General features: G+C 63.2%; 16 protein-coding genes. 10 read left to right on the forward strand and 6 right to left on the reverse strand.

The window, feature by feature from the left end:
- Positions 1-109 precede the first annotated feature (109 nt).
- From MPC4_RS17275 to MPC4_RS17285, 3 genes are all read right to left on the reverse strand, one after another.
- Positions 110-415, reverse strand: a complete 306-nt coding sequence (locus MPC4_RS17275; protein WP_134493161.1) for an ArsR/SmtB family transcription factor — start codon at positions 413-415, stop codon at positions 110-112.
- Between the two features lie 116 nt (positions 416-531).
- On the reverse strand, positions 532-3,795 hold the full coding sequence (locus tag MPC4_RS17280) for an efflux RND transporter permease subunit (protein ID WP_174513617.1): 3,264 nt from the start codon (positions 3,793-3,795) through the stop codon (positions 532-534).
- Positions 3,792-4,757, reverse strand: a complete 966-nt coding sequence (locus MPC4_RS17285) for an efflux RND transporter periplasmic adaptor subunit (RefSeq protein WP_134493163.1) — start codon at positions 4,755-4,757, stop codon at positions 3,792-3,794. Before MPC4_RS17285 ends, MPC4_RS17280 begins: the two co-directional genes overlap by 4 nt.
- 61 nt (positions 4,758-4,818) lie before the next feature.
- Here MPC4_RS17285 and MPC4_RS17290 point away from each other — a divergent pair, with 61 nt between their 5' ends.
- The 10 genes from MPC4_RS17290 (at position 4,819) to MPC4_RS17335 (ending at position 15,321) form a co-directional block, all read left to right on the forward strand.
- On the forward strand, positions 4,819-5,127 hold the full coding sequence (locus MPC4_RS17290; protein WP_174513618.1) for an ArsR/SmtB family transcription factor: 309 nt from the start codon (positions 4,819-4,821) through the stop codon (positions 5,125-5,127).
- Positions 5,128-5,229: 102 nt separating this feature from the next.
- Positions 5,230-5,577: a rhodanese-like domain-containing protein gene (locus MPC4_RS17295; protein WP_134493167.1), complete on the forward strand. Its 348-nt coding sequence runs from the start codon at positions 5,230-5,232 to the stop codon at positions 5,575-5,577.
- Between the two features lie 543 nt (positions 5,578-6,120).
- Complete coding sequence (locus MPC4_RS17300; protein ID WP_174513619.1) at positions 6,121-6,627, forward strand: Rrf2 family transcriptional regulator; 507 nt, start codon at positions 6,121-6,123, stop codon at positions 6,625-6,627.
- A 357-nt stretch (positions 6,628-6,984) separates the two neighbouring features.
- Positions 6,985-7,503 (forward strand): ferritin-like domain-containing protein, encoded by a 519-nt coding sequence (locus MPC4_RS17305; protein ID WP_244629085.1) that lies wholly within the window; start codon positions 6,985-6,987, stop codon positions 7,501-7,503.
- 601 nt (positions 7,504-8,104) lie between these two features.
- Positions 8,105-9,682: a cytochrome ubiquinol oxidase subunit I gene (locus MPC4_RS17310; protein WP_174513620.1), complete on the forward strand. Its 1,578-nt coding sequence runs from the start codon at positions 8,105-8,107 to the stop codon at positions 9,680-9,682.
- A gap of 19 nt (positions 9,683-9,701) precedes the next feature.
- Entirely contained in the window at positions 9,702-10,853 is a 1,152-nt protein-coding gene (gene cydB / locus MPC4_RS17315) for a cytochrome d ubiquinol oxidase subunit II (RefSeq protein WP_174513621.1), read from the forward strand.
- Between the two features lie 15 nt (positions 10,854-10,868).
- Positions 10,869-11,006: a cytochrome bd-I oxidase subunit CydX gene (gene cydX / locus MPC4_RS17320; RefSeq protein ID WP_134493171.1), complete on the forward strand. Its 138-nt coding sequence runs from the start codon at positions 10,869-10,871 to the stop codon at positions 11,004-11,006.
- 56 nt (positions 11,007-11,062) lie between these two features.
- Positions 11,063-12,838, forward strand: coding sequence for a thiol reductant ABC exporter subunit CydD (gene cydD, locus MPC4_RS17325; protein WP_174513622.1), 1,776 nt, complete (start codon positions 11,063-11,065; stop codon positions 12,836-12,838).
- Positions 12,835-14,580, forward strand: coding sequence for a thiol reductant ABC exporter subunit CydC (gene cydC / locus MPC4_RS17330; RefSeq protein ID WP_174513623.1), 1,746 nt, complete (start codon positions 12,835-12,837; stop codon positions 14,578-14,580). The genes cydD and cydC overlap by 4 nt, the downstream gene beginning before the upstream one ends.
- Before the next feature lie 126 nt (positions 14,581-14,706).
- Positions 14,707-15,321 carry an SAM-dependent methyltransferase gene (locus MPC4_RS17335; protein ID WP_174513624.1) on the forward strand — a complete coding sequence of 205 codons (615 nt, stop codon included), beginning with the start codon at positions 14,707-14,709 and terminating at the stop codon, positions 15,319-15,321.
- Positions 15,322-15,452: 131 nt separating this feature from the next.
- On the opposite strand, the gene MPC4_RS17340 is transcribed toward MPC4_RS17335, so the two are convergent.
- The 3 genes from MPC4_RS17340 to MPC4_RS17350 all read right to left on the reverse strand — a co-directional run bounded on the left by MPC4_RS17340 (position 15,453) and on the right by MPC4_RS17350 (position 19,721).
- Positions 15,453-16,244 carry a pentapeptide repeat-containing protein gene (locus MPC4_RS17340; RefSeq protein WP_174513625.1) on the reverse strand — a complete coding sequence of 264 codons (792 nt, stop codon included), beginning with the start codon at positions 16,242-16,244 and terminating at the stop codon, positions 15,453-15,455.
- Between the two features lie 47 nt (positions 16,245-16,291).
- The gene (locus tag MPC4_RS17345) at positions 16,292-18,661 is read right to left on the reverse strand and encodes an HAD-IC family P-type ATPase (protein ID WP_174513626.1); all 2,370 of its coding nucleotides are present in this window, start codon (positions 18,659-18,661) and stop codon (positions 16,292-16,294) included.
- Positions 18,662-18,872: 211 nt separating this feature from the next.
- The gene (locus MPC4_RS17350; RefSeq protein ID WP_174513627.1) at positions 18,873-19,721 is read right to left on the reverse strand and encodes a universal stress protein; all 849 of its coding nucleotides are present in this window, start codon (positions 19,719-19,721) and stop codon (positions 18,873-18,875) included.
- Between the last annotated feature and the right edge of the window lie 33 nt (positions 19,722-19,754).

Consider the following 19,754-nt stretch of genomic DNA (forward strand, 5'->3'; position numbering starts at 1 on the left):
CAGCAGCCAATAGGAGCTATGCCATTGCGACAGCGCAAGACTCAAAAGAATGACCGTCCCCGCGAACGCTAAGACGGCTCGATCAATCGACATGGTTTTGGTCCTCTCATCATTTGCATCCCGGCGAGCAGAACAAGTTGTAGAGCAGGGCGATCACCTGCTGCGCTTCCTCGCTCGCCAGCGAATAATAGATCGTCTGGGACTCGCGGCGGGTCCTGACGAGGTCATCCTCGCGCAACCGGGCAAGATGCTGCGACAGGGCGGACTGGCTGAGGCCGATCGCCTCATGCAGCACACCGACAGACTGTTCGCCCTTGTGGAGCTCGCAAAGGATCATCAGCCGATGACGATTGGCGAGGGCCTTGAGAAAGGTCTCGGCGTTGCCGGCCCGCGATGCGAATTCATCTAAATTCATTTTTACTAAATTAGGTTTATCTGTTTTATGTGTCAAGCGTTCTCTTTCGCGCAAATACTTTCAAGACTGCGGGGCGACCGGAAGCTTTCTCGCGCAGTCCGCGGGGTTCGCTCTCATCAATGTGTCGCCTCTTTTGAAGTTTGAGCGCCTGGCGTCATCGGTTCGTCGCCGAAGCCTTTTCCATCCTCCCTCAGCCAGACGTAGATCGCCGGGATGACGAGCACAGTCAGCGCCGTCGATGAGGCGAGCCCGAAGACGAGGGAGATGGCGAGGCCCTGAAAGATCGGGTCGTTCAAGATGAACGCAGCGCCGATCATGGCCGCCGCCGCGGTAAGGAAAATTGGCTTGAAGCGGATCGCGCCCGCGTCGATCAGCGCGCGGCGCAGCGTCACGCCAGTGGCGCGCTGGTGACGGATGAAATCAACCAGCAGAATCGAGTTGCGCACGATGATGCCGGCAAGCGCGATGAAGCCGATGAGGGAGGTCGCCGTGAACGCCGCGTTCAGCATCCAATGCCCGAGGACGATGCCGATCAACGTCAGCGGCACCGGGATAAGGATGACGAGCGGCAGCTTGAACGAGCCGAACTGCGCGACGACGAGCAAATAAATGCCGAGGATCGCCACCATGAAAGCGGCGCCCATGTCGCGGAAGGTCACGTAAGTGACCTCCCATTCCCCGTCCCAAAGCAGCGTCGGCTTCGTATCGTCGACCGGTTGGCCGTGATATTTGATCGTCGGCGGCCCGGCGGCGCCCCAGTCGATTTGCTTCAGCGCGTCCTCGACAGCGAGCATGCCATAGACTGGCGCCTCGAAGCGGCCCGCGACGTCAGCGGTCACCATTTCTGCGAAACGTCCGTTGTGCCGGAAGATCGGGTAGGAGGCAGGCTCGCGGGTCACGCGCACCACGTCGCCGAGCTCCACATTGGCGCCCTGGCGCGGCGTCCCGCCAGCGGGCAGAGGCGTCGAAAGCAGGCGTTCATTCAGCGCCAGAGAGGATCGCGGCAAAGCCACAGTGATGTCGATCGGCTTCAGTCCGCTGCCGCGCTGCGAATAGCCGATCTTTACCCCGCCGAGGATCGCGCCGAGCGTGTCATACACGGCCTGCTCCTCGACGCCATGATATTCGAGCGCTTCCTGATCGATCGAAAAGCGTACGCGTTCGTTACGAACGCCAAAGCTGTCGTCAACGTCGACGACGAAATCGACCGTCTCGAACGCCTTGCGGATCTTCGCGGCGAGCTCGCGCCGTGCGGGCGCGTCCGGCCCATAGACTTCGGCGAGAAGGGTCGACAACACCGGCGGCCCGGGGGGAACCTCGACCACCTTGATCGAAGAGTGCGGCGGCAGCGGCACGCCTTCGACACGCTTGCGAATGTCGAGCGCGATCGCGTGGCTCGCGCGCGTCCGCTCGCCCTTGGGAACGAGATTGACGGAGAGCTCGCCCTGCTCCGGCTTTCTGCGCAGATAGTAATGACGCACGAGACCGTTGAAATTAAAGGGAGCGGCCGTTCCGACATAGGCCTGCATCGAGGTCAGCTCGGGCAAGTCCTTCAGGCGATCGGCAATGGCTGTGAGCGTGCGATCCGTCGTCTCCAGCGAGACGCCGCGCGCGAGATCGACGACGACCTGAATCTCCGATTTGTTATCGAAGGGCAGCAATTTGACGCGCACGGCTTTCGTGGCGAAAAGCGCGAGCGAACCGAGCGTCGCGACGCCGATCGTCAAAAGAAAGAGCTTCGAGCGGATACGGCCGGTGAGCAATGGCCGCGCGACGCGCGCGTAGAAGCGGCCCATCGCTCCGACGTCGTGATGTCCGGCGTCCCCGCCGCGCACGGTTTCAAAGCGCCTGCGCGCGATCTTCAAAAGCAGCCACGGCGTGATGGTCATGGCGACGAAATAGGAGAACAGCATCGCCATTGAGGCGTTCGCCGGAATGGGACTCATGTAGGGGCCCATCAGGCCGCTGACGAACATCATCGGCAGCAGCGCGGCGACGATCGTCAGCGTTGCGATGATGGTCGGGTTGCCGACTTCCGAAATCGCTTCGATCGCCGTGTCGACCAGGCTGCGCTCGCCGCGCATATGCCAGTGCCGGACAATATTCTCGACCACCACGATCGCGTCGTCGACGAGAATGCCAATCGAAAAGATGAGCGCGAAGAGGCTGACGCGGTTGATCGTGTAGCCCATCAGCCATGAGGCAAAGAGCGTCAGCAGGATTGTCGTCGGGATGATGACGAAAACGACGACGCCCTCGCGCCAGCCGATTGTAAGCGTAATGAGCGCGACGATCGAGACGGTGGCGAGCCCGAGATGGAAGAGAAGTTCGTCCGCCTTCTCGCTCGCCGTCTCGCCATAGTTCCGGCTCACCGTAACGTCGATGTCCTCCGGGACGATCCGCCCCTTTACGATGTCCATGCGGGCGAGAATCTCGCGCGCGACGACGACCGCGTTAGCGCCTTTGCGCTTCGAAATGGCGATGCTGACCGTCGGCCTTTTGTCGAGCTCGCCGTTTGCGGCGCGCGTCATGGTCCATGCGCTGCGGTCGAGTTCGGCCGCGCCGACGCGGACATCGGCGACGTCCTTGACGTAGACAGGACGGCCAGCGCGCGAGGTGAGCAGCAGGAGGCCGATGTCGGGGACGCCTTGCAGCGTCTGTCCGGCGACAGCGGGGAGAGCGCGGTCCTTCTCCCGCAAATTGCCGGCGAGGAAGGCGCGGTTGGCGTTGGTCAGCTTTTGCGTGAGCTGCGCGAGGGTTATTCCGTAAAGGGAAAGCCGCTCCGGGTCCGGCTCCACCCGGATCTGATTAGGGCTGCCGCCGACAATATAGCTGAAGCGGACATTCTCGACCTTCGCCAGTTCGTGCCGCAATTCATCGGCGATCTGATAGAGACCATTGTCGGTCCAGCGATCTGCATGCTCCGGCTTGGCGGCGAGCGAGAGGACGACGGTGGCCACGTCGTCGATGCCGCGCCCGATAATCAGCGGCTCTGGAATGCCTTTTGGCAACTCTCCGATGTTGGCGCGGATTTTTTCATGGATGCGAAGCGCCGCCGTATCCTCGTCCGTGCCGACGAAGAAACGCGCGGTGACGACGACCCTGTCGTCCTCGGTCTGCGAATAGACGTGCTCGACGCCGTTGACGCCCTTGATGATGTCCTCCAGCGGCCGGGTGATGAGTTCGACCGCCTCGTCGGCCTTATAGCCGTTCGCCTCGATGAGAATGTCGACCATCGGAACGCTGATCTGCGGATCTTCCTCCCGCGGCAACGAGAGGAGCGCCAGGCCGCCGACCATGAGCGCGGCGAGAAGCAGGAGCGGCGTCAGCGGCGATGTGATGAAAGCGCGCGCAAGCGCGCCGGATATGCCTAATTTCATGGGTGCGTCACCACGTCGCCATCGACCAGGCCAGAGAGAATCTCGACGCCTTCGGGCGTCGTCTCGCCGGGTTGGACAACAATTTCGGCGCTGTTCTTGAGGCGGACGAAGTTCACGCCGGCGCGCCGGTAGACATAACCGGCGGGCACGATGAACGTGTCGCGCTTGCCGGTCGTTACATAAACTCGCGTCCGCTCGCCGACGAAATAGTTTCCGAGTTCGTCGACATCGACGTCGGCGATGACTCGCCCGCCCTGGATCTCAGGATAGACGAGGCGCACTTTTCCATGCCGCATCGTCTCTTTGGATTCGTTTTGATCGCCGCGCGCGCCAATCAGCACCTTGTCGCCGGCGCGCATGAAGCGGGCGTGCCTTTCCGGCAAGGAAAGCCGCAGGATGTAATTGTCTTCGGCGAGCGTCGCGATCGTCTCACCCGGCAGAACGACGCGCCCTTCCGACACGGGAACGGTCAATACGCGTCCGGCGCCAGGCGCGTGGACGACGCCTTCGGCGGTCTGCTGCATAATGACGTCGCGATCCGAATGCATGGCGGCGCCGGTGCGCTCGGCGACATCGAGCGCGGTGCGCGCCTGATCGAGCTGCATCTGCGTGCCGACGCCGCGACGCTTCAGCTCCAGCGCCCTGTCGAAATCGATCTGCGCCTGATCGCGCTGCGCCTGCTGCGATTTGATGCGCGAATCGAGCGCCTGCATCTGCAGCGCGAGCTTCTCATCGACGACCGTCGCCACCTCGGCTCCGTCCGCGATCCGGTCCCCTTCCTTCACTGTGAGGCGGACGATCGTGCCGCCGATGCGCGCGCGCGCGGCCAACAAGTGGACAGGCTCGACAGTCGCGATCACCGCCTTGCGATCGTCGACTTCGCGTGAATGAACTGTAAACTCATCCGCTGACGCCTGAGAGGCGAGAACGGCGGCGGAGAGCAGGACAAAGGCAAAACGCATGAGAGGAACTCGCGAAAGAGAACGCTTGACACATAAAACAGATAAATCTAATTTAGCAACAATGAATTTAGATGAACTTGCATCGCGGGCCGGCAACGCCGAGATCTTCCTCAAGGCTCTCGCCAATCGCCATCGTCTTATGATTCTTTGCGAGCTGCACAAACGCGAGCAGTCGGTTGGCGTGCTGCATGGGGCGATCGGCCTCAGCCAGTCCGCTTTGTCGCAGCACCTTGCCCGGCTGCGCGAGGACGAGCTCGTCACGACGCGGCGCGAGTCCCAGATGATCTATTACTCGCTGGCGAGCAAGGAGGCCAACGAGGTCATCGCGCTGCTTTACGACTTGTTCTGCGCGCCGGGGCGCCAAGGATGAGACCTCGACCATGTGCGTCGCCTCGCTGTCGTGACCTGCGCCGGACAAAGGCGGCGGACGCGAAATCATAGTCTGCCTGACCCCGCTCAAAGGAGTATTTTGATGTTCTCAGGTTTATTTGCCAAGCGCCCGACAGGCCCCGATGCGACAACCATAGAGCACGAGGCCCTCAAGGAGGCGCTAAAAGGCGGCGCCTGCGTCCTCGTCGACGTTCGCGAGCCCCATGAGTATTCCGCGGGCCACATCCCTGGCGCCGTCAACCATCCTTTGTCGCGCTTTGACGCCAAGCATCTGCCGTCCGGAAAGCCCGTCGTGCTCGTGTGCAAATCCGGGGGGCGTTCGTCGACCGCTTTGCGGCAAGCTCTCGCGAGCGGTCGTCAGGATGTCTGCCATTACCCCGGCGGCACTCTTGGTTGGCATGCGCGTGGCGGAGAAGTCGTGAAGAAGTAACGAAAGCTCGTCCGCAAGGAATGAGCCTCGGCGCCGGCGAGCGTGTTCCGGCGCCTTGATCCGCGCCGCCTGTTCAATGCGGAAATTTGCGCGTGCTCCGCGCTCGTGGACCCTGCGGAAAGCCCTTGGGGCTGCGAAATCCCGCATTGCGCGGAACAGGCCATCACAATGTCTGCCCCTTGAGGTCGACCGCGCCATGGATGCCCCCCGTCTTGCCGCGGCGGTCCGACGGCCTTATCTTGAAGTACGCCGCGTTGAGGCGCCTTGGGCGCGTTTCCGTCACCCTGCGTTTCTGGCGAAGCTGATCCAAAGCTCAGACACGCAACCACGGACATGACTGCATCGGTTGTCTTGCGCAAAAATGCGCCGTGACACCCAACCAATCATCCTGCTACCAATTCGAGCCGGCCTAACGAACGGTGAAGGATCGCCGCGACCTTGACGGAACAAAACGCGAAGACGTCCCGGTCCGGCCCTTCGGCGTGAGCGGCGAGCACGATCCATTCCGAGCAAAACGCATCAACTGTTTAAGCGGCGACATCTATGAAACTGACGAGCTACTCCAACTACTGCTTGCGCGTGCTCATGGTCGCCGCGGCCCGGTCGCCCGATCTGACGACGATCCAGGACGTCGCCATCGGATTTGGCGTCTCGAAGGCGCATCTGGTCAAGTGCGCGCACCAGCTTGGAACCTGGGGGTATTTGGAGACCGTGCGTGGCAACAAGGGCGGCTTTCGCCTGGCGCGGCCGGCCAACGCCATCCGGCTCGGTGAAGTGATCCGGCGCACGGAAGAGGGATTCGAACTCGTCGAGTGCTTCGACGCGGACACCAACACTTGTCCGCTTATCGAGAAGTGCAAGCTGAGCATGGCTTTGCGGCGGGCGCTGGAGGCCTTCCTCGCCATTCTCGACGATATCACATTGGCCGATATCACGACCAACGGCAACGACCTCCTCACGGTGCTTGACTTGCAGCTCCCACCCGCCTCGGGGCGGGTCCCGGGCGTCGTCGGGCCAACAGCTCGCCCAACGCCCGCTCAGCCAAGATGAGCGACGCCGGCTCCGCCCGAATGCTCGCATAGGCGACCTTGTAGCCGGCGCGCGGTCGGCACCGTCCGGGCGATTCGTCCAGCCCGAGGATCCGCGCGATTTGCAGCATAAGGACAGATCTGTCGCCGCCGCACGTCATGAGATCGCGCAGCGCCTATTCGTCGCAGAGTTCATTTGCACCGGGCGGATCGCCAAAGATATATTGACGATATAACTTTGTGTGATTACAAGAGAGTTCGCCGGTCGCCAATGGTCGCGGTCGCGGCTGGCCTCACAACGCCACATATGCCCGGCTCACGATGAAGCCTTCGCCCGGCCTGTGGACTGGCTTTTCCATTCTGCATGGGAGAATCCAACATGCAACATCACATCGAATCCAGTTGCGGCGGCAATGGCCGCGGCGGTCGTCGCGCGCAAGGCTGCGCCGGCGTCACTGCTCCCCACGATATTGCGAGCCCCTTGTCGCCGGCGGCCCTAAGCGCGGTCATTGAGGCGCTGGAGGATGAGTATCACGCGCGCGCCTTCTACCGGGCGATTCTCGAGCGCTTTCCCGGCGCGAAGCCGTTCAGCCATATCGTCGAGGCGGAGAGCCGTCACGCGGCTGCGCTGGAGCGCGTCCTCGCGGCCTACGCCGTTCCGGTCCCGTCCGACCGGCATGCGGGCAGTGAGGAGATCCGGCGGTCGGTTCCGGCCGCGCTCGCCTGCGCCTGCGAAATCGCGGCGCAGGCGGAAATCGACAATGTCAGCCTCTATGAGGATAAGCTTCTTCCGCGCGTCGCCGGCTACCAGGCGATCGAAAGCGTTTTCAGTCGCCTGATGCAAGCATCGCGCGACCGCCACCTGCCGGCGTTCCAGCGCTGCGCCGCGCGAGGCTGACGCAGCGGCGTCGTCGCGCGCCGGCGGGAATTGTTTCGCGGCGACGACGCATATTCCTTTTTCCTTCCTACAATTCCTACGCCTCTAGAATTCCCATGTCCGCCGCCACGCGCGTTCAACGCGCGGGCCGCTCCGACGCCGCGCGACTGGCTGCTTTTGCTCGCGCAAGCGCGCCTTTCATTTGTGTACGAAGGATGCCTTTGCGGTCATGTTCCCCTGAACAAAAACGAGCGGACCAAAGGGGCGTGTCCCGACAAGGATGTAGCGCGCCCGCCCGTTGTGCGTATGGTATGATTGGTTTGGTGCGGCGAATCGCCGCCTTGGGCGTGATCCCGCTATACGCCCGCGATCCCGGTGGGCTTATGTCGCGGTCACTTTATCAATTGAAACAAATGCTTGTGTGTACTGCCGATGTCAGAGCCAGGCCGTTCGAGCGTTCCACGCCGGCGCCATTGGCCCGTCCGCATCAATGACTCGTATCTTCGATAGAAAATAGATGTTTGCTCGTATATTAGAAAAATATGTTTGAGGTTCAGGGCGCCTCAAGGCGCCCCGGATCTTTAGCCCGGGGCTTCGGCCCATCGAGAGGATGTCAGCCATCATGATCGATCAGACGTTCGTGGAGTTGTCGCGATGGCAGTTCGCCGCGACGGCGCTTTATCACTTTCTCTTCGTGCCTTTGACCCTCGGGCTCTCGTGGCTTCTGGTCATCATGGAGACGGTCTATGTGATGACCGGCAAAGTGATCTACAGGGACATGACCCAGTTCTGGGGCAAGTTGTTTGGCATCAACTTCGCCCTTGGCGTCGCGACGGGCCTTACGATGGAGTTCCAGTTCGGCACCAACTGGTCCTACTATTCACACTATGTCGGCGACGTGTTCGGAGCGCCGCTGGCGATTGAAGGCCTGATGGCCTTCTTCCTCGAGTCGACCTTCATCGGCCTGTTCTTCCTCGGGTGGGACAAGCTATCGAGGCTCCAGCATCTGGCGGTGACCTTTTTCATGGCGTTCGGCTCCAACCTCTCAGCGTTGTGGATTCTCGTCGCCAACGGCTGGATGCAGAACCCGGTAGGCTCGGTGTTCCGGCCCGAAACGATGCGCATGGAGATGCAAAGCTTCTCGGAGGTGTTCTTCAACCCGGTCGCCCAGGTGAAGTTCGTCCACGCCGTCGCCGCCGGCTATGTCACGGGCTCGATGTTCGTCCTCGGCATCTCCTCATGGTACATCCTCAAGGGCCGGGATCTGCCTTTCGCGCGGCGCTCCTTCGCCGTCGCTGTCGGCTTTGGCCTCGCTTCCTCGCTGTCGGTCCTCGTTCTTGGCGACGCGAGCGGCTATGAACTCGGTGACGTCCAGAAGGTGAAGCTCGCAGCGATCGAGGCCGAATGGCATACCGAGCCCGCGCCCGCCGCCTTCACGCTCTTCGGCTTTCCCAGCCAGGACGCCAAGGAAACGAAGTTCAAAGTTCAGATCCCGTGGGCGCTGGGCCTTATCGCGACGCACTCCACCGACACCCAGGTGACAGGGCTTCTCGATCTGAAAGTCCAGCACGAGGCGCGCATCCGGTCGGGACAGATCGCCTATGGCGCATTGCAGAAGATTCGCGCCGGCGACGCCAGTCCGCAGACCCGCGCGACCTTCGATGCGCATGCAAAGGATGTCGGCTACGGCCTGCTGCTAAAGCAATTCACGGATGATCCTGCGAATGCGACTGAGGCGGACGTCCGCGCCGCCGCCGAGAGCACCATTCCGACCGTCTGGCCGCTGTTCTGGGCTTTCAGAGTCATGGTTGGCCTCGGCTTCAGCATGCTCTTCATCTTCGCCGCCGGATTCTGGCTCAACGCCCGCAAGCGCCTCGAGCAGAACCGCTGGTGTCTCTGGCTTGCGGTCATCGCTATTCCGGCGCCCTGGATAGCCAATGAATCCGGCTGGTTCGTCGCCGAATTCGGCCGCCAGCCCTGGGCCATCGGTGAGGTGTTGCCGACCTTCCTCGGCACATCGAGCCTCACCTCCGGCGATCTGATCTTCTCGCTGGCCGGTTTCATCGGCTTCTACACGGTGCTGTTGGCGATCGAGGTCTTCTTGATGGTGAAGTTCGTGAGGCTCGGACCGAGTTCGCTCGGGCTAGGGCGCTATCACTTTGAGCGCAAGCATCGCCCCAGCGCTCTTCCGGCCGAATGAACGATGTGAGGGCAGGATCATGTTCGACTATGAAACGCTGAGATTCATCTGGTGGATGCTTGTCGGCGCGCTGCTGATGGGCTTCGCCATCACGGACGGCATGGATATGGGGGTCGGCAGCCTGTTGCCCTTCGTCGCCAGGACCGACACCGAACGGCGCATCGCCATCAACACCATCGGCCCGCATTGGGACGGCAATCAAGTCTGGTTCATCACTGCGGGCGGCGCCCTTTTCGCCGCCTGGCCGGCGGTCTACGCCGCTGCCTTTTCCGGCTTCTACATGGCGATGCTCCTGGTGCTGTTCGCCCTGTTCTTCAGGCCTGTCGGCTTTGACTACCGGTCCAAAATCGAGAATCCTACCTGGAGAAACATCTGGGACTGGGGGCTCTTCGCCGGCGGCGCCATTCCCGCGCTGATCTTCGGCGTCGCCTTCGGCAATCTTCTGCAGGGCGTGCCGTTCTACCTCGACGACCTGTTGCGCTCGCATTATCAGGGTTCGCTCCTGACTGCCTTGCTGCCGCTCCTCAACCCTTTCGCCTTGCTCGCTGGGGTCATCAGCCTGACCATGCTCGTGGTGCATGGCGCCGTGTGGCTGCAACTGCGCACCGCCGATCCGGTGGCCGCGCGGGCGCGGGGGATCGCCATGGGCCTTGCCCCTCTCGTCACCATCGCCTTCGCCGCGGCCGGCGTCTGGCTGTGGTTCGGCGTCGAGGGATATCGCATCGCCTCGGCGCCGCCGCACGGCGCCTTTCCGAACCCGCTCGCAAAGCAGGTGGTGCGCGACGCCCATGCCTGGTTCGACATTTATCGCCGCATGCCTATCGCTCTGATCGCGCCGGCTCTTGGTCTTTGCGGACCGCTTGCTACGGCGCTCCTCGCGAAGGCCGGCCGCCCCGGTCTCGCCTTCGTCACCAGCGCGCTTGGCATGGTTGGCGTCATCGGTTCGGCAGGTCTGTCGATGTTCCCTTTTGTGATGCCGTCGAGCATAGATCTGAAGTCGAGCCTTACGATCTGGGACGCAGCCTCGAGTCATTTGACCCTGACCGTGATGTTCTGGGCCGTCGTGATCCTCCTGCCTATGGTTCTCGCCTACACCGTGTGGTGCTACGCCCGCATGTGGGGCAAAGTGACGGCCGCCGAGATCGAAAGCCGCTCCCACTCCGCCTACTGAAAGAGGAGACGCAGAATGTGGTATTTCACCTGGATCCTCGGCGTTACCGCCGCGATCGCAATCGGGGTTATCAACGTGATGTGGTATGAATTCCAGGATAATCTTGATGGAAACGGCGCCGCCGCGGAGCCGGAGCGGGCTCCCGTGGAATGAATGATTGGCGCATTTCCTGGCCCTGCGCCGCCGCGATTGACGGGAGCGGGTAAGACATGACGGACGCAGCCGGGCTTCTGAAATCGACCCGCGCTATAGCCGCGGGCGCGCTGCCGCTCTGCCTCGCGTCAGGCGTCGCGCACGGCCTCCTCGCCGTCGTGGTCGCGTGGATTATTTCCGGCGTCATCGACGCGGTGGTCTTTCACTCGGCTGACCTTGCCGCCGTATCCGGGCGCATCGCGTTCCTCTTCATTCTCTATTTCGTCCGCGCCGCCGTCGCCTTCGTCGCCGATCAGGCAGGCTTCCACGCCGCCGCCCGGGTGCGCCGCCATCTCTTCGGCCGCCTGCTCGCAGAGATCGGAACATTGGGGCCGGTGCGGCTTGCAGGGACGCCGACCGGAGACCTTGTGACGACGCTGACCGATGCGGTGACGGCCATTGAACCATATTGGCGGCGCTGGGTTCCCGCCATGGCGACAACAGCAATCTTGCCGCTGGCGATCCTGCTCATCGTCGCGCCCCTCGACTGGCTTTCGGGCGTTATCCTCATCTCCACGGCGCCGCTCATCGTCGTCTTCATTGCGCTTGTCGGCAAGGGCGCGGAGCAGGCCAATCAACGCCAATGGAGAAATCTCGCCCGACTTGGCGGACATCTCCTTGATGCGGTCCAGGGGCTCGCCGATCTGAAACTGCTCAGGGCCTCGAAGCGCGAGATCGGCATAGTCGCGCGCATGGCTGACGGCTATCGGCGCGATACAATGTCTGTGCTGCGCCTCGCCTTCCTGTCGGCCCTGGTGCTTGAATTCTTCGCGACGGTGTCGATCGCGCTCGTCGCTGTGTTGATCGGATTTCGCCTGATGTGGGGCGAGATGGATTTCCGCGCGGGCTTCTTCATCCTTCTGCTGGCGCCAGAATTCTATGCGCCGCTGCGCACGATGGGCGCCCAGCGTCACGCTCGCATGGAGGCGATCGCCGCGGCCGAGCGGCTTGTCGATTTGCTCGACCGGCCAAGGCCGGCCGCAGCGCCCGGCAATCGCCAGCTGGCGCCGCGGCCAGCCGTCGCCCTGCGTTTTGAGGACGTGCATGTCGCTTATGCTGACGGCCATCATGCTCTGAAAGGCGTCAACCTCGACATCGCCAGCGGCGAACACATCGCCATCGTCGGCCCGAGCGGGGCGGGCAAGAGCACTCTTTTGGCGCTCCTTCTCGGTTTCGTCGAGGCGAGTTCCGGCCGCGTTCTCGTCGAAGGCGCGCCGATCGGCGAACTCGACCTCGCGGCCTGGCGAAATCTCATCGCCTACGTGCCGCAGCGGCCGCACCTCTTCGACGGCACGCTCGACGACAACATAACGATGGGACGCGCCGCCGCCAACGGCGAGCTCGACGCCGCAATCGCCGCCGCGCTCACCGCCGCGCGCGCCGATGATTTCATCGCCCGGCTGCCGGACGGGCGCGAGACCCGGCTCGGCGAACGCGGCGAGGGACTTTCCGGCGGCGAAGCGCAGCGCATCGCGCTCGCCCGCGCCTTCTTCCGGCCGGCGCCGCTCGTCCTCTTCGATGAACCGACGGCCCATCTCGATCCGCCGACCGAACGTCTCGTCAACGAGGCCATCGCCGATCTGGCCAGGGGGCGCACGATGATCTCGATCGCTCACCGGCTTGCGACCGTGCGCCGCGCCGACCGCATCCTGGTGCTCGCCGATGGCCGAATCGTCGAGGACGGCCGCCACGACGAACTCGCGGCGGCGGGAGGCCTTTACGCGCGCATGACCCAAAGAGCGCGGGGCGCAATGAGATCCTCGGCCTCTCGCGACGGCAGGTGCGCGGCGTGAACGATCTGATCCGCCTTCTTCGCCTCTATCGCCCCTACGCGGGCTGGATTGCCTTGTCGATCGCGGCGTCCCTGGCGGCGACGCTCGCCAATATCGGACTGATGGCGGCCTCCGGCTGGTTCATCACGGCGATGGCGCTCGCAGGCGTCGTCGCGCAGAGCTTCAATTACTTCACGCCTGCTGCGGTCATCCGGGCCTTTGCGATCCTGCGAACCGGCGGGCGTTATCTCGATCGGCTCATTAGTCATGAGGCGACCTTCCGCCTGCTGGCGACGTCCCGCGGCTGGCTCTTCGCCCATCTTGAACCGCTGGCGCCTGGCGCGCTCTCCGACTTCCGCTCGGGCGATCTTATGGCCCGGCTGAAGGGAGACGTCGATCGGCTCGAACTGGTGTTTTTGCGGCTTCTCGCGCCGCTCGCCGTGGCGGCGCTCTCCTCGATTGTGGTCATCCTGACGCTGGCTCGCCACGACGGGCGTCTGGCCGCCGCCGTCGGCGCCGCCTTGCTCGTCGCCGGGCTCATCCTTCCCTTCGCCGCCGCCTTCGCCGGACGCGGCGCCGGTCGCCGAACCGCCGAGATTTCGGCTGAGATCCGCACATCCATCGTCGACGATCTCGACGGGCTCGCGCTGTTGCAGCTGACCGGCGCGGACCGCCGACGGTTCGACGCTCTCGATCGACGCTACGGCGATCTCATCGCAGAGGAGGCGCGGCTCGCCCGATCGACCGGCTTCGGACAGAGCGGCGTCGCGCTCGCAGGCGATCTTGCCGCTGGAGCCACCCTCTTGATTGGCGTTCCGCTTGTTTCGAGCGGCCGCATGAGCGGACCGGACCTCACCATGGCGACGCTTCTGGCGCTCGCCGCCTTCGAGGCCTTCAACGGTGTTCCCGCCGCCTTCACGGGTCTTGCCGGCACGCTTGCATCCGCTCGCCGGATCTTCGCTCTGGTCGATCGCCAGCCCATCGTCGTCGATCCGGCGAAGCCGCAGAATCCGCCGGCCCGGTTCGATCTGGAATTCACGCGCGTCGGCCTGACCTATCCGGGGGCCTCCAGGCCCGCCCTTGCCGATATTGATCTTTGCATTCCGGAAGGCGCGCGCGTCGCGATCGTCGGATCGAGCGGCGCCGGCAAATCAAGCCTCGTCGATCTCCTCGTCCGCTTCCGCAACCCGACCTCAGGACAGATCCGTCTGGGCGGCGCGCCAATCGACCAGCTCTCGGGCGAGGCCGTGCGCGAACGGATCGCCGTCGTCCCACAGAACGCTCATCTCTTCACGGCGACGATCGCAGACAATCTGCGTCTCGCCCGCCCCGATGCCAGCGACGCGGAGCTGCGCGAGGCCGCCGCCGCGGCCTGCCTGCTTTCGTCGATCGAAGCGCTGCCGCAGGGGTTTGACACCCCGGTTGGCATCGCCGGCGCGCGCCTTTCCGGCGGCGAAGCGCGCCGTCTCGCCATCGCCCGCGCTCTTCTCGCCGCGAGCCCGATCCTCGTGCTGGACGAGCCGAGCGAAGGTCTCGACGCAGAAACCGAGAACGACCTCTTCGACGCGCTCCTTGCCCGAAATGTTGGCCGCACGCTCATTCTCCTCACCCATCGATTCTCCGCCATCGAGCGCATGGACGAGATCATCGTCATCGAAGCCGGCCGTATCGTGGAGCGCGGCCGCTTCGACGAGCTGTCCGAGCGCGACGGCGCCTTCCGCCGCCTGTTTGACCGGATCGACGAAACCATCGGCCACCCGTGATCAGACAGATCGTGGAAGGCGGGAGCCGCCGCCTGGAGCCAGGGCCTCGCTGGCGGACCTTAAGAATTCTTCGCCCTGTTCTCAGGGCGGGCAATGGGAGCTTGATCGCATTCGAAGGGCTATTGCATGAGTGACAATCAAGAGATTGAGCGTTGGAATGCACGATACGCGTCCGAGGATTACGTGTTTGGGACTGCGCCGAACGCGTTTCTCGTTTCACAACGTGACCTGCTGAAGCCGGGCCAGCGAGCTCTCGCGGTCGCGGACGGGGAGGGGCGCAATGGCGTCTGGCTTGCGCGCCAGGGGCTTGATGTTTTGTCGATCGACTTTTCAGAAGCAGCCCTGGCGAAGGCCCGTAAACTCGCAGCCGAAGCCGGGGTGACGTTACAGACCGAATGTTGCGATCTCGCAGCCTGGAATTGGGGCGCGCCGCGGTTTGACATCGTGGCCGCGATCTTCATCCAGTTTGCGGCGCCGCCATTCCGCGAAATCATCTTCCAGCGCATCAAAGACGTTCTGAAGCCCGGCGGCCTGCTGCTGCTACAAGGCTATCGGCCGGAACAGCTCGGCTACAAGACGGGCGGTCCCCCACAACGAGAGAATCTCTATACGGCCGCGATGCTGCGCGAAGCGTTCGGCGACATGACGATCCTCAAGATCGCGGAATATGACGCGGAGATCAGCGAGGGAACCGGCCATAAGGGCATGTCCGCCCTGATCGACTTTGTCGCACGCAAATAGCGCCCGCTGAAGCGCAGGGATTGTCGCACGAGGCAGACGTCCGGTGCTGCGTCTTTGCGGACCAGGCCTTGCTCCAACAAGATGCCCGGAGCTCGCGCAGCAGGCAGTCAGCCCTGGGAGCCGCAAAGCCATTACTCTTTCAAAGCGCGCGCAAAATTCTTGGCGTCGGCGAAAGCTTTTTCTTGCGCTTTATCAATCCGCGCTGAACTGATGTCGGTGTCGCTGAAATTGGTGTGATCGAGAATGGCGCCGCGGAAATCCGCGCCGCTGGCGTCGGCGCGACTGAGTGAGGCGCGGCTCAAATTGGAGTCCGTGAACTTCGCGAACTGCAGATCGTCGCGCGCGAGGTTGGCTTCCTCGAAATCGGCGCCGGTCAAGTCAGCTGATTTCAAGATCGCGCGAATGAGGCCCATCGACTGGTTTTTCATATCCGCGGACAGGTCGGCTCCCTTGAATTTCGTTTTGCGCATGCTCGCGCCGGACAAATCAGCAGTGATGCGCGCGCCCGAAAGATCCGCGCCGTCGAAATTCGCCCCGCGCATCTGGCTTGCAAAAAGATGAGCGTTCTTGAGGCTCGCGCCGGAAAAATCCGCCTGCAACGCGAAAACCTGATCGAGTGTGGCGCCGTCCAGTTTGCTGCCGGAGAAATTCGTCTTGTTCAACCGCGCGGCGCGGAAATCGACGCCGGAAAGATCAAGGTTTGAAAGGTCGAGGCCATTGAGGCTCTTGTCCGAAAAGTCGGCGGGATGGCCTTTAGCGCCTTGCAGCGCCGCTTCGACATCCGCGCGCGTCACTTCCGCGGTTGTGAACTTAGGGCTCGAAAGATCGACCTGATTCATCATGTCTTGCGGCAGCGCCGGCGTGCTCGGCAACAGCGCGAGGGCAAGCGCGACGGCGATAATGGGCCTGTTGTAACTGAACATCGAAGGTGCTCCCAGAGGTTGCGGCGGTTGCTTGCGTCCCGGTCTGTCTACGTCATCCTGAGGCGCGCGAATATCGGAAGCTTCACTACATTCAGGACGAGGTTGAAGCACGCAGCTGCGCCAAGCGCGCCTGCGACAACGGCGGGCGGTAGCGGCGCCATTGCGATTCCGCCGATGGCCAGCGTCGAAGCGATCGAGATATCGGCTACGGACGATACGGCGAGCCACCGGCTTGGAGGAGAGCCCCACAGATGCCGGCGTTCCCGAATGGCGTAAAGCGCTGCTTGGCTGCCGAACACGAGGACAACAAAGGCCAGGGTTCGGAGCGCCTCGACGCCAAGATTCAGTTCAAACTTGCCGAGCGCCAGCGCGCCGGTGCAGAAGGCCAACAGGAAGACGCCCATAAGGACGCCCGCGACTGTCAACTCGCCGATGCGCCAGGCATTCGGCATTGTCGAGGGCCGCACATTGTCCGCGGTCAACGCCATGGTGAGGAAGTCGCCGGTGATCATGACAATGACCATCAGCAATGGGGTCAGGATCGCGTGTCCAGTCATGAGCAAGCCGAAGATCAGAAAGAGCACCGTGACGATCTTCTTGATGATCATGTTCAGCGTATAGGTCAGGATGCGCTGGAACGTGACCCGGCCTTCCTTGACGGCCGCCACGACGCCATCGAGTCCGGGTTCGGTCAGCACCATGCCGGCCGCGGATTTGGCGACGTCGGTCGCGGTCGCGACAGCGATTCCGATCTGCGCCTGGCGCAACGCCGGCGCGTCATTAACGCCATCGCCGCACATGCCGACCGAGTGACCGCCGTTCTGGAATGCTTTCACGAGTTTATACTTGTCCTCGGGAAGAACGCCGGCAAAGATCGCGAACGCCTCGGGGCTGACGTCATCCGGTATTGGACCAGGTGGGCAGGCGGCGCCATCGAGCCCCACGGCGCGGGCCACGATGGCCGCCGTCGCAGGCGCATCGCCCGTCACCATCACGGTGCGCACGCCCAAGTCGCGTAATTCGGCGATGAGCGCCGCGGAGTCCGTGCGTGGCGGATCACTCAGCGCGATTAGTCCTACGAGCTTCATCATCGCCGGCGGGCCGGCGGCGACGGCGAGCACTCTGAAACCCTGTCCCTCAAGCTCGTTCGCCACAGCTGACGCCGCCGGCGATGGCTGGGCGAGCCCGCTGACCACGGCGAAAGCGCCCTTCACGACACGTCGCGTCTCCCCATTCAGGCTGACCGTCGCCTCGGACATTTTTGTCGCCGGATCAAACGGCACGAACTTGAGCAGTTCCGGGGCGTCGGCAATGTCTTTGCCGACGGACGCCGCGCGGATGGCGGCGTCGACCGGATCGAGACCGCCGTCTGAACTGGCGAGCGCGGCCAGCGCCAGAACGTGCGCGAGGTCCGAGTGAGGCATAGGGCGAACGATCGCCACCGACAGTTCATTGCGCGTCAGCGTGCCTGTCTTGTCGGCGCACAAGACATCCATCGTCGCCGCTTCATCTACCGCGGAGAGCCGCGTCGGCAATACGCCGCGCTTGACCAGAGCGCGCGCGCCCAGCGCCGCCGCAAGGGTGAAAGTGGCAGGCAGCGCAACCGGTATCGAGGCGAGGACCGCTGTGAGAATGAGCGGGATGATCTCGGCGAGCGGCATCGCGAGGAAATGGGCGTAGGCCGCCAGCACAATGATGACAACGCCATTGAACGCAGCGAGATTGCGCACCACGCGCAGGACCGCCTTCTGCTGGGAGCTTACGACGTAAGCGGTGCGGACGAGCTCCGCGGTGCGGCCGAACTTGGTCCGCGTTCCGGTCGCCATGACTTCGGCCACCGCCTCGCCGCGACGGACCAGCGCTCCAGCGTAGGCTCGCGCGCCCGGGCCAGCTTCGATGGGCGCCGACTCCCCGGTGAGCATGGATTGATCGAGCAGGACGTCTCCTTCAGTGAGGCGAACATCCGCCGCGACGATGCCGCCGAGAGAAAGCTTCACCACATCGCCCGGCACTAGCGCAGCGGCGGGAATTGACGCCCAGCCGCCGTCGCGCCGCACCGACGCGGTGAGCGCGAGCCGTGACTTCAGCGCGGCAAGGGTCGCCTGCGCGCGTCCCTCCTGAATAAGCCCGAGCGTCGCGTTGAACACGAGGAGGCCCGCGATGATCGCGGCCTCGGCGTAGTCGCCAAGCGAAATCTGGAGCACGATCGCAGCCTCGAGCATCCAGGGAACCGGCGCCCAGAACTTGCTGAGCGCGCTGACCAACGGATGCGCCGTCGTGTCAGGCGTCGCGTTTGGACCGAACGTCTTCAGCCGGCGGCTGGCCTCATCGCTGGTGAGGCCGCTCCGCGAGCCGCCATCGGCGGCGCCAGCCGACCGCGGGGACGCTGTGCTTTCGGCGGAAGAGCCGACGGACATGGGCATTTCCGATCCGATTCGACATTGGCCGCGGCCATTTGGCCTCAAAAGCCATCTTACCTCATTGTCGGAAAGGAAGCTCTGTCCAAGGGGAGATTTCGTATCAAACCCGCGTCACTTGCCGCGTCGAGCCTCAGCGTTTCGGCGCGCCCACGGAGCCGTGTCTCCGCCGGGCCGCCTCATGCAACGCATCGCAAAAGCTTGAACGCTCTCAGTGCGAAAGAAATAGCGGCGCGGGAGGGCGTTCAAGCATGCTTCTGGTGGCTCCGCCGAGGACGAACTCTCGAATACGAGAGTGTCCATAGGCGCCCATAACGAGTAAATCGGCATGGCAGGACGCGACGTAGGATTCAAGCGCATCCCCAATGGGTCGCCCCGCAGCGTCGGCCGTGTCGAGAACGACGTCTATGCCATGACGAGCCAAGTGCTTTGCGAGTTCGACTCCGGACCGCCGGGCGTCGATAGCTTTCTCATTCATGACCGTCACAATGAACACGCGTTTTGCTCTTTTCAAAATCGGCAATGCGTCCGCGATCGCTCGCGTCGCGGGCCGGCTGAAGTCCCACGCAACGGCCACCGTATCGAGCGCAAGAGGGCCGGCGCCTTTACGCTCGCGCGGCAGGACGATTGTCGGACGGCCGGAACCGAAGATGATCGCCTCGGCGTGCAATTGCTCGGAATAGTCGCCTTCTCCCAAGGACACGATGGTGAGGTCTCGAAGGCGGGCGTATTCGACTGACACGTCGGAGATTTCCGATTTTGGAAATCGCTCCAAAATCCGCTCCTGGAATATCCCGGCCTTGTCCGCGATGTCCTGGAAGGTGGCCAGCACAGTTTCAGCCTTCGCGAGGCTCTTCTTGGCCTCTTCCGCAATGAGGGCCGGAATATCCAGCAGCAGGTCAGCCAATATGTTTCCGGAAGCCGGAACTGTAACGGCGTAAGCGAGGCCCGAAATGCGAGCTCCAAGCGCCGCCGCGAGAGCGACGCCATCCTCGACAACAGCGACAGGCGTCGGCTCCGGGTCCGTGGTGAGCGCAAATAGAACATCCCTGAACGCCACTGGCCTCTCCTGTATCGGCAAAATCTGCGGTTC

Origin of the sequence: Methylocella tundrae (assembly GCF_901905185.1) — a bacterium.
Classification (GTDB): Bacteria; Pseudomonadota; Alphaproteobacteria; order Rhizobiales; family Beijerinckiaceae; genus Methylocapsa; species Methylocapsa tundrae.

What these genes read in the sequence shown, in the direction of transcription:
- MPC4_RS17295 (WP_134493167.1), top strand. Translation starts at nt 5,230, where the DNA reads ATGTTCTCAGGTTTATTTGCCAAGCGCCCGACAGGCCCCGATGCGACA.
- MPC4_RS17310 (WP_174513620.1), top strand. Translation starts at nt 8,105, where the DNA reads ATGATCGATCAGACGTTCGTGGAGTTGTCGCGATGGCAGTTCGCCGCG.
- MPC4_RS17285 (WP_134493163.1), bottom strand. Translation starts at nt 4,757, where the DNA reads ATGCGTTTTGCCTTTGTCCTGCTCTCCGCCGCCGTTCTCGCCTCTCAG.
- MPC4_RS17335 (WP_174513624.1), top strand. Translation starts at nt 14,707, where the DNA reads ATGAGTGACAATCAAGAGATTGAGCGTTGGAATGCACGATACGCGTCC.
- MPC4_RS17275 (WP_134493161.1), bottom strand. Translation starts at nt 415, where the DNA reads ATGAATTTAGATGAATTCGCATCGCGGGCCGGCAACGCCGAGACCTTT.
- cydD (WP_174513622.1), top strand. Translation starts at nt 11,063, where the DNA reads ATGACGGACGCAGCCGGGCTTCTGAAATCGACCCGCGCTATAGCCGCG.
- MPC4_RS17305 (WP_244629085.1), top strand. Translation starts at nt 6,985, where the DNA reads ATGCAACATCACATCGAATCCAGTTGCGGCGGCAATGGCCGCGGCGGT.
- MPC4_RS17345 (WP_174513626.1), bottom strand. Translation starts at nt 18,661, where the DNA reads ATGTCCGTCGGCTCTTCCGCCGAAAGCACAGCGTCCCCGCGGTCGGCT.
- MPC4_RS17290 (WP_174513618.1), top strand. Translation starts at nt 4,819, where the DNA reads ATGAATTTAGATGAACTTGCATCGCGGGCCGGCAACGCCGAGATCTTC.
- MPC4_RS17280 (WP_174513617.1), bottom strand. Translation starts at nt 3,795, where the DNA reads ATGAAATTAGGCATATCCGGCGCGCTTGCGCGCGCTTTCATCACATCG.
- MPC4_RS17340 (WP_174513625.1), bottom strand. Translation starts at nt 16,244, where the DNA reads ATGTTCAGTTACAACAGGCCCATTATCGCCGTCGCGCTTGCCCTCGCG.
- cydX (WP_134493171.1), top strand. Translation starts at nt 10,869, where the DNA reads ATGTGGTATTTCACCTGGATCCTCGGCGTTACCGCCGCGATCGCAATC.
- cydB (WP_174513621.1), top strand. Translation starts at nt 9,702, where the DNA reads ATGTTCGACTATGAAACGCTGAGATTCATCTGGTGGATGCTTGTCGGC.
- MPC4_RS17300 (WP_174513619.1), top strand. Translation starts at nt 6,121, where the DNA reads ATGAAACTGACGAGCTACTCCAACTACTGCTTGCGCGTGCTCATGGTC.